This window comes from Kitasatospora sp. NPDC005748 (assembly GCF_040630735.1).
Lineage (GTDB): Bacteria > Actinomycetota > Actinomycetes > Streptomycetales > Streptomycetaceae > Kitasatospora.
In genome coordinates this window covers 34,755-43,897 of record NZ_JBEXYD010000064.1, presented here as the reverse complement: position 1 = coordinate 43,897, position 9,143 = coordinate 34,755, and the positions used below count along the sequence as shown (strand labels likewise).

The following is a 9,143-nucleotide window of genomic DNA, read 5'->3' as shown; positions in this document are numbered from 1 at the left end:
CCGGACAGCAGCTCGCCGTAGGTGGTCCGCAGCACGGCGGCGATCCTGACGAAGGCGGCCGGGTCGAAGGCGGGGCCGGCCTCCATCAGGTGCCGGAGGTAGCGGGGCGCCATCGCGGTCTGCCGGGCCAGCGCCTCCTCGGTCAGCCCGAGCTGTCGACGGCGGTCATCGATCCGCCGGGCGACGACGGCCGGATCCACCCCCTGGGCGGCGTCAGGTCCGGGGTTCTGGTTCACGTCGACTCCTCGGTGCCAGGGGCTCAGGTCCGGAAGAGCGCGACCTTGAGGGCGCCGTTGTCGCCCGCGTCCGCGAAGACGTCGTAGGCGTCCTGCATCTCGTCGAGGCCGAAGCGGTGGGTGACCAGCCCGGAGACGTCGAGCCGGCCGGCGGCCACCATGTCGAGCAACAGCGGGGTGCTGTGGGTGTCGACCAGACCGGTGGTGATGGTGACGTCGCGGATCCAGAGCTCCTCCAGGTGCAGGACCGCGGGATTGCCGTGCACGCCGACGTTGGCGACCCGCCCACCCGGGCGCACCACCCGGGTGCACAGTTCGAAGGATTCGGGGACGCCGACCGCCTCGATCGCCACGTCCACGCCGAGTCCGTCGCGGCCCAGTGCGCGGACCGCCTCGGGGGTGGCGTCGGCGACGGTCAGGGTGGTGTCCGCGCCGGCCCGCTCGGCGGCTTCCAGGCGGCTGGTGGCGAGGTCGATCGCGATGACGCGGGCGGGGCTGTAGAGCCGGGCGGTGATGATCGCGGCCAGCCCGATCGGGCCCGCACCGACCACCGCGACGGTGTCGCCGGGGCCGACCCGGCCGTTCTGGACGCCGACCTCGTAGGAGGTGGGCAGGATGTCGGCGAACAGCAGGGCCTGCTCGTCACCGACCCCGTCGGGGAGGCGGTGGAGGGAGTTGTCCGCGAAGGGGGTACGGACGTACTCGGCCTGGGCACCGTCGACCAGGTGCCCGAGGATCCAGCCCCCGCCTCCCGTGCACTGACCGTAGCTCGCCTCCCGGCAGTATGCGCAGCGGCCGCAGGCGGAGATGCAGGAGACGAGCACACGGTCGCCGGGCTTGACGGTGTGGACGCCTGGTCCGGTCTCGACGACGGTGCCGACGGCTTCGTGGCCGAGGACGCGGCCCTCGGTGACCTCGGGCACGTCGCCCTTGAGGATATGCAGGTCGGTGCCGCAGATGGTCACCGCGTCGACCCGGACGACCGCGTCCTCCGGATCACGGACGGCCGGGTCGGGGACCTCGCCCCAGGTGCGGCGTCCCGGTCCGTGGTAGGTCAGCGCCTTCATGTCCTGATCACCCCTGTCGGGCGGGTGCGTGCGGGGGTGACGGGTCGCCGTCGGGCGTGTGCGCCGGGCGGCGGCTCACCGCCTCGCCTTCCCTTCCAGCGTTGCGCCTGTGACCGGTGGCCGCCATGGGGCGGGTGGGTCGACACGTGGGGCCGTTGGGCCCCGGTCTCCGGTAGGCCCGCCCGGCGCCTCGGGAGGTGCGCGCCTACGCTGGTCAGTGGCATCCGGCGAGTTTCGCAGGAGTCGGAGGAATCCGTTGGGCAGTACACCGGAGCGTCCCGCTCCCCTGCCGCAGCTGCGTCTGGACGACCTGCTGGACGAGCTCCAGACCCGGCTGGACGCGGCACGCGGCACCCGCGACCGGATACACAGCCTGCTGGAGGCCGTCCTGTCGGTGGGCCGCGATCTGGAGCTGGACCAGGCGCTGCGGCACATCGTGGAGGCGGCGATCGTCCTGGTGGACGCCGAGTACGGCGCGCTCGGGGTCGTCGGCGAGGGCCGAAAACTCTCCCGGTTCATCCCGGTGGGCCTCACGGACGAGCAGGTCGAACGAATCGGACACCTGCCCTCCGGCCACGGGGTCCTGGGCGAACTGATCCGCCACCCCGAGCCGCTGCGCCTGGCCAGGATCTCCGATCACCCCGCCTCGTACGGCTTCCCGGCCGGGCACCCGCCGATGCACAGCTTCCTCGGCGTGCCGATCCGCATCCGCGACAAGGTCTTCGGCAACCTCTACCTGACCGAGAAACGGGGCGGCGGTGAGTTCGACGCGGAGGACGAGTCGGTACTGGCCACCCTCGCCGTGGCGGCCGGGGTCGCGATCGACAACGCCCGCCTGTACGCGCAGGCCAGGCTGCGCGAGCGGTGGCTGGCGGCCAGCGCGGAGGTCACCAGCAGTCTGCTGTCCGGCAGCCCGGAGGAGCGGGTGCTCGACCTGCTGGTCGGCCGGGCCGCCCAGATCTCCGGCGCGGACCTCGCTGTCGTCGCCCTTCCCCTCGCGGACACCGGCGAGCTGGAGGTCCGGTTCGCGGTGGGCCTGGGTGAGAAGCGGCACCGCGGGCTGGTCCTGCCCAGGGAGGGGTCGTTCGTCGGTGCGGCTGCCCGGACCGGTGGCCTCGTGGTCAGCCCGGACGTGAGCAAGGACCCGAGGATCACTGCCGGGCCGCCGCGCTGGGAGGGGCTGGGTCCCGCCGTGGCGGTGCCCATCGGCACCCCCGAGCACGGGGTGCGCGGCGTGCTCGTGCTGGCGCGGGCGACCGGGGCTGCCCCGTTCGGGCCGGACGAGTCCGGCCCGCTGCTCGGCTTCGCTGCCCAGGCGGCCGTCGCGATGGAGCTGGCCGAACGGCGCCGGGAGTCCGAGCAGATCGCCCTGCTCCAGGAGCGGGACCGGATCGCCCGCGACCTGCACGATCTGGCGATCCAGCGCCTCTTCGCCACCGGCATGACCCTCCAGGGCGCCACCCGCTTCATCGAGCATCCGGAGGCGACCGACCGCGTCCTGCGCGCGATCGACGACCTGGACGACACCGCGAAGACCATCCGGGCCACCATCTTCGGCCTCCGCGCCCGCGAGAGCGGCCCGGCGGCCGCCGGGCTGCGCTCCCGTGTGGTCGCGACGGTCGAACGGGCGGCGCGGATCCTTGGCTTCACCCCGGGCCTGCGGATGACCGGTCTGCTCGACGTCACCGTACCGACCGAGGCAGCGGACGGCGTGATCGCCGTGCTGGAGGAAGCCCTGTCCAACGCCGCCCGGCACGCCGACGCGAGCACCGTCGACGTCACGATCACCGCCGGGACCGAGCTGGCACTCACCGTGACGGACGACGGCATCGGCCTGCCCGAGGGCGGTCGGCGCAGCGGACTGGCCAACCTCGCCGAACGGGCTGCCGCCCTGGGCGGCAGCTTCACCGCCCGCGGCCGGCCCGGCGGCGGCACCGACCTGGTGTGGCGGGTCCCGCTGGCCTAGGTCTCCGGGTCCAGGACGTCCTCGGTCTCCGGATCCAGGACGTCCTCGGCCGGCAGCCTCGGTGTGGGGGCGCCCTCCGGTCCGTAACCGAGCCGGATCAGCATCTGGACGTGGCCGGGCCGCTCATGCGGCTCCCGGGCCTCCCACCGCAGGTTCGGCCACTCCATCGCCTGGTGCAGCAGCGAGGCCCGGACGCCGTGCACGGTGGCGGTGAGAAGGACGTGCTCCAGGGCCAGCCCGGCGCGCAGCCAGTCCTCGGGGTGGTCGCCCCGGGTGGCGAGTACCGCGATCAGAGGCTCCCGCTCGAACGTGGCGGGTGCCTGGTGCTCGCCGGCCCGGAGGGCGGCGAAGTCACGCATCGGCAGCCGGCCGGCGCGGTCCTGCGGACCGAGGGCGCGGACCGGGATGCCGACGGCCGGCAGCTCCCCGGTGCGGATCCACTGGCGGCTCTCGGTCCGCGCGGCCTCGTCGGTGGTGTTGCGGCGCTCGGCCTCGGCCGTGAGCTCCAGCAGCCTGGCCGTCTCGTCATGGCCCGGGAGGTGGAGCACCGCGTCCTCCGCCCGTGCGACTGCGACGAGTTCGTCGAGAACGCCCGCCGGGACCGGATCCCCGGTGAACGGCGTGCGGATGGAGTGGCGGTGCCAGATCGCCTCGTACAGCTCGTCCGTACCGGGGAGGTCCACCGGGGACGACTCGTCCAACCGGACGGTCGCGAACAGGTCCGGTTCACCCGGGTCGGGCAGCAGGCTTACCTTCGGGGCCCACCCGAGGTACCGGGCGGCGACCCGCAGATTGAGCACTGCCGCGCCGACGGAGACGTGCATCGCGCGCCCCTGCGGGTCGGCGGCGGGAACGGCGCGTTCCCGCACGGCGCGGACCTCCAGGAGCGAGGTCTCCGGCTGGAGCCGGAAGTGCCAGGGCTGGCTGTTGTGGATCGACGGCGCGGCGACCGCGGCGGAGACGAGCTTCTCCAGTGCGGCGGCGTCGAGGGCGAGGGTGGGCATGACGGGCTCCCCGGGGTGTGCGGGCGGCCGGAGGCGGACGACCGACGGTGCGGAGTTCGGCCGGACGGGACAGGGTCGGTGCTTCCGTTCCAGCGTGCGACCGGGAAGCGCCCCGGCGCTTGGGCCGACCGGCTCAATCACCCGGGCCGTCCGGTCTCGGTGCGGCCGGTCAGTGCGGGCGCGGGTGCTGCTGGTCGGTATCCGCGTGCGCGGCGATGACGGCGGCCTGCAGGCGGCGTTCCACGCCGAGTTTGGCGAGCATCCGGGAGACGTGGTTCTTGACGGTCTTCTCGGCGAGGAAGAGTTCCCGGCCGATCTGCCGGTTGGTCTTCCCCTCCCCCACCAGCGCGAGGATCTCCCGTTCGCGCGGGCTCAATTGGGCCAGCGCGGCGTCGGTGTCACTCTCCTCGTGGTGACGCAGGCTCTCCATCAGCTTGCGGGTGGTCGCCGGGTCGAGCATGGACTGTCCGGAAGCCACCGTCCGCACCGCCCCGACCAGGTCGGCGCCCTTGACCTGCTTCAGCACGTACCCGGCCGCACCCGCCATGATCGCGTCCAGGAGGGCGTCGTCGTCGTCGAAGGAGGTCAGCATGAGGCACGCCAGGTCAGGCATCCCGTCGCGCAGCTCCCGGCAGACGGTGACGCCGTCCCCGTCCGGCAGTCGTACGTCGAGGACGGCGACATCGGGCCGAAGCGCCGGGACCCGCGCCAGCGCCTGCGCGCAGGTGCCGGCCTCGCCGACGACCTCGATGTCCGGCTCCGCCTCCAGCAGGTCGCGTACCCCGCGCCGGACCACCTCGTGGTCGTCCAGCAGGAACACCTGCACGGGCCGGGTGGACTCGGTCGCGTCCATCGCGTGCTCCCTGGGGGGGTACGTGGTCTCCCCAATGATTCTGCGCGCCCGGCCGCCCCGGCGCATCAGAGGGTTCAGCCGTGCGGAACGACCGCGACGGGCACGGCGCCGGCGGCGGACGACGTGAGCGGCCCGCGCCGCGGACCGCTTGGGGGTGCGCAAGTCGTCGGCGACCTCGCGAGTGCCGACGCCGACGACCTCCTCTCCCCCGGTGGTCCGCTCCGGCACCGCGCGCGAGACCCGCGGGCCCTGCGGACGTGCCACGGGTGGTCACACCTCCTCGGCGGCCGCCGGACGACGGAGCCGCCGCAGGTAGGGGTCGAAGGAGGGGCGGGGCTCCAGCCTGACCCTGGCATCGACGCAGACGGCGCCGTCGGACCGGGCGATGACGGGATTCAGATCGGCTTCGGCGAGTTCCGGGTGATCGGCGGCGAGCCGGGAGAGCCGGGCCAGCACCGAACGCACCGCAGGCAGGTCGACCAGTGGTGCGCCCTGCTGTCCCAACAACAACGGCGCACCGCGCAGCTCGGTGACCATGGTGCTGAGATCCCGTTCGGTGAGCGGGGCGAGGCGGGTGGCCCGGTCGTCCAGCACGTCGGCGGCGGTGCCGCCCATGCCGAGGACCACGAGCGGGCCGAAGACGCGGTCCTGAACGACACCGGCCAGCAGTTCCACTCCGGGGGCGGCCATCGGCTGGACCACCGCGCCCACCAGCGTCGGACCGAAGGATTCGGCGAACTCCCGGTAGGCGGAACGGACTTCGTGGTCGGCTCCGAGGCCGGTGCGAACCGCGCCCGCGGCGCTCTTGTGGACCTGGCCGGGCCAGTAGGCCTTCAGCGCGACCTTGCCCTGATGGCCGAGCCGCCGCAGCGCTCCGGCGGCGACGACGGCGGAGTGCTCGTCCCGCGCCCAGACCGAGGTGGTCAGTGGCAGGCCGTAGCTCTCCAGGAGATCGGCGGTGCTCACCGGATCGAGCCAACCGCCTTGGGGATCGGCCACGAGGAAGCCGCTCACCAGGCCGCGCGCGGTCTTCGGGTCGCAGTCCGGAGCGTCGACCTCGGCGCTGGTCGGTTCGGCCAGCCAACGGGCGCGGTCGCGGGCGTGGGCGAAGGCCCGGGCCGCGGCGACCGTGTCCGAGTACACCGGCAACTGGTTGTCGTCGGCGCAGGTCAGGTAGCGCACGGGGACCTCCTGGTCGAGCAGGACGGCCGCGACCGGGAGGCGGCGCCGGGCCGGACCGTCGAACAGCGCCCGGACGGGGTCGTGGGCCGGGTCGGTGGCGAGTGCCGTCGGCACCAGGCAGACCAGGAGCGCGTCCACCGCCCGGCTGTGCTCCAACGCGTCTAGGCACCTGGCCAGTTCGGCCGGGCCGACGGCAGCCGTGGTGTCGACGGGGTTCCGGGAGGAGGCGCCCGCCGGGAGCAGCTCCCGCAGTTCGGCGGAGAGGTCGGGCAACAGGAGTCCGGCGTCGGCGCAGGCGTCGGCGGCCAGGATGCCGATCCCACCGGCGTTGGACACCACCGCGACCGCGCCCCGCGGTGCCGGAAGCGGCTGGACGTGCAACAGCGCCGCCGTCTCGACGAGTTCGCCGACGCTGCGGGTCGCGGTGATCCCGGCCTGGCGGAACAGCGCCTCGCGGATCACGGTGGGAGTGGCTGCCGCCGCGGTGTGCGAGGCGGCGCCGCGGCGCCCGGCGGGTGAGCGCCCGGCGTCGACGGTCAGTACGGGCAGCTTCCGGGTGACGCGGCGGGCGGTACGGCCGAAGGCGCGGGGGCTTCCGAAGGATTCCAGGTGCAGCAGGGCGAGGTCCGTACGGCCGTCACTCTCCCACCACTGCAGCAGGTCGTTGCCGCTGACGTCGTACTTGTCGCCGAGCGACACGAAGCTCGACACTCCGATGCCCAGCCAGGCCAGCCGCTTCAGCAGGGCGATCCCGACGCCGCCGCTCTGCACCGCAACCCCGGCCGTCCCGGGCAGCGGGAGGGCGGCGCCGAACTCGGCGTCCAGCCGGACGGCGGGATCGGTCTGCGCGAGGCCGAGGCTGTTCGGTCCGGTCAGCCGCATGCTGTACCGGCGGCAGCTGCCCATCAGACGCCGGGCTTCGGCGGCCGAGAGTCCCGAGGCCAGGACCACCAGCGCGCGGACACCGGCCCGGCCGCACTCCTCCGCCGCCTCTGCCACGGATGCCGCCGGCACCGCCAGCACGGCGAGATCCGGGACGGCGGGCAGGGCACCCACCGACGGCAGGACAGGCCGGCCGTCGATCTCCTCGGCCCGCGGGTTGACCGCCCAGACCGGCCCGGTGAACCCACCCTGGCGAATCTTCGCGAGCACGGTCCGCCCGACCGAACCCGGTCGGCGCGAGACGCCGACCACCGCGACCGAGCCCGGCCGGAGCATGGCTCCGAGGCTGGCGACGTCCGCGCGGCGGCCGCGTTCGTCGACCGCCGCGCGGTAGTGCTCGTCCGACTCGTCGAGCGGCACCCGCACCCTGATCTCGCCCTGGTCGAGACGCCGGTGGACGGGCAGCCCGAGGTCGGCGAAGACCCTGTGGACGCCACGGTTCCCGGCCAGGGTGTCGGCCTCGAAGACCCGGACACCTCGCCGCCGTGCGGCGTGGGTCAAGTGCTCCAGCAGCAATGTCGCGGTACCCCGTCGGTGCCATCGGTCGGCGACGGCCAGGGCCAGTTCGGCGGTCTCCGGACGGTTGTCGAGGATCTCGCAGTCGGCCTCGCCGATGAGCTCGTCGCCCACCCACGCGCCGAGGGAGAGGAGGCCTGCCCTCGGCTCCCCGCAGAGCCGGTCGGCCACGAGCCGCGGCGCGTTGCGGCTGACACCGAAGAACCGCAGTCGCCGGCTCTCGGCCGACATCCGGTCGCTGTGCAGGTCCAGGACCGCCTGGCGGTCCTGTGGGCCGAGCGGGCGGATCACGACGGTCGTACCGTCCGTGAGCAGTGCCTCGGCGGTGGCCTGTGAAGGGTGGGCGATGGACATGGCGGCCCTCCTCGGCCCGTCGACCTGTGCGCGCTTCCAGCCTGGTCCGTGGCGCCCGTCCCGAAAAGGGCCGACCGGCCCTCCGGACGGCAGCGCAGGGGGCCGCGCGGCGGTGCCGGCGGGGCCCGGGCGGCCCTTTCCGGCAGGAACGCCACCGGCCCATCCTGGGAACCGAGCCGACCGTCCGGCGGCACCGGGACCGTGCCCGTGAGGGCTCGCGGAGCAGAGGAGCACCCCGTGTTCATGAAGCTTTCAGACGGCGAGGCCGCCGGGCCCCGCCCGGCGGCCTCGCGTGAGCCGGCGCACCCCGGTGACCTGGGCCGTCGTATCGCACAGCGCCGCCGGGAGCTCGGGCTCAGCCGGGCCGAGGCGGCCGCCCGGGCGGGGATGGCCGAGGGATTCCTCGACTACCTGGAGTCCTCTCCGTCCACCGCCGAGGCGGGGCCGCTCATCAGGCTGGCCGACGCGCTCGGCACCACCGTCACCCGGCTGCTCGGCGGCGAGGTCGACCTCCCGCCCGGCTGGGGGGCCGCCGCGGCCCGTCCCGTGCTGGCGGAGCTGCCGGTCACCGCGTGCTGGGACAGGCTGGTGCCCGGCGGCGTCGGGCGGGTGGCACTGAGCACCGCGGACGGCCCGGTCGTGCTCCCGGTCAACTACCGGGTGCTCGACGGCACCCTGCTCTTGCGAACCGCCGCCCGCAGCACCCTCGCCGCCGCCCCGGGTACCCGGATCGCCTTCGAGGTCGACCGGGTCGACGAGGCACTGCGCAGCGGTTGGAGCGTTCTGGTCACCGGCTGGGCCGCCGCCTTCGACGAACCCGAGGCGATCGAACGGCTCGGCCGGCGCGGCGACCCGGACCCGTGGGCCGGCGGACAGCGTGACGTGTGGATCCGTCTGCACCCCACCGCGGTGACCGGCCGGATCATCCGGACCGAGGACGAGTCGGGTGATCGGGCTCCGGGGGACGCCGCCCGGTGAGCGGCGCGGCGGGCCCGTGCGCACACTGGGAGCAGGCCGGCAGCG

At 74.2% G+C, this 9,143-nt stretch carries 7 protein-coding genes; 2 read left to right on the top strand and 5 right to left on the bottom strand.

What is annotated here, in order from left to right; translation table 11 throughout:
• Positions 1-236 (bottom strand): helix-turn-helix transcriptional regulator (locus ABZ495_RS30955; protein WP_359839183.1); only part of this gene is annotated, 236 nt, incomplete at its 3' end.
• Positions 237-259: 23 nt separating this feature from the next.
• Positions 260-1,303, bottom strand: coding sequence for a zinc-dependent alcohol dehydrogenase family protein (locus ABZ495_RS30950; protein WP_359809483.1), 1,044 nt, complete (start codon positions 1,301-1,303; stop codon positions 260-262).
• Between the two features lie 256 nt (positions 1,304-1,559).
• Here ABZ495_RS30950 and ABZ495_RS30945 point away from each other — a divergent pair, with 256 nt between their 5' ends.
• Positions 1,560-3,269, top strand: a complete 1,710-nt coding sequence (locus ABZ495_RS30945) for a GAF domain-containing protein (protein WP_359809484.1) — start codon at positions 1,560-1,562, stop codon at positions 3,267-3,269.
• Here ABZ495_RS30945 and ABZ495_RS30940 read toward each other — a convergent pair.
• From ABZ495_RS30940 to ABZ495_RS30930, 3 genes are all read right to left on the bottom strand, one after another.
• The gene (locus ABZ495_RS30940; protein ID WP_359839181.1) at positions 3,266-4,273 is read right to left on the bottom strand and encodes a nitroreductase family protein; all 1,008 of its coding nucleotides are present in this window, start codon (positions 4,271-4,273) and stop codon (positions 3,266-3,268) included. The genes ABZ495_RS30945 and ABZ495_RS30940 overlap by 4 nt on opposite strands.
• Before the next feature lie 169 nt (positions 4,274-4,442).
• Positions 4,443-5,126: a response regulator transcription factor gene (locus ABZ495_RS30935; RefSeq protein ID WP_359839179.1), complete on the bottom strand. Its 684-nt coding sequence runs from the start codon at positions 5,124-5,126 to the stop codon at positions 4,443-4,445.
• Between the two features lie 270 nt (positions 5,127-5,396).
• Positions 5,397-8,120, bottom strand: a complete 2,724-nt coding sequence (locus tag ABZ495_RS30930) for a GNAT family N-acetyltransferase (protein ID WP_359839177.1) — start codon at positions 8,118-8,120, stop codon at positions 5,397-5,399.
• 243 nt (positions 8,121-8,363) lie between these two features.
• On the opposite strand from ABZ495_RS30930, the gene ABZ495_RS30925 reads away from it, so the two are divergent.
• Positions 8,364-9,098, top strand: coding sequence for a pyridoxamine 5'-phosphate oxidase family protein (locus ABZ495_RS30925; protein ID WP_359839175.1), 735 nt, complete (start codon positions 8,364-8,366; stop codon positions 9,096-9,098).
• Positions 9,099-9,143 lie beyond the last annotated feature (45 nt).

Coding starts and splice junctions, on each gene's coding strand:
- ABZ495_RS30935 (WP_359839179.1), bottom strand. CDS start 5,126: ATGGACGCGACCGAGTCCACCCGGCCCGTGCAGGTGTTCCTGCTGGAC.
- ABZ495_RS30925 (WP_359839175.1), top strand. CDS start 8,364: ATGAAGCTTTCAGACGGCGAGGCCGCCGGGCCCCGCCCGGCGGCCTCG.
- ABZ495_RS30940 (WP_359839181.1), bottom strand. CDS start 4,273: ATGCCCACCCTCGCCCTCGACGCCGCCGCACTGGAGAAGCTCGTCTCC.
- ABZ495_RS30930 (WP_359839177.1), bottom strand. CDS start 8,120: ATGTCCATCGCCCACCCTTCACAGGCCACCGCCGAGGCACTGCTCACG.
- ABZ495_RS30950 (WP_359809483.1), bottom strand. CDS start 1,303: ATGAAGGCGCTGACCTACCACGGACCGGGACGCCGCACCTGGGGCGAG.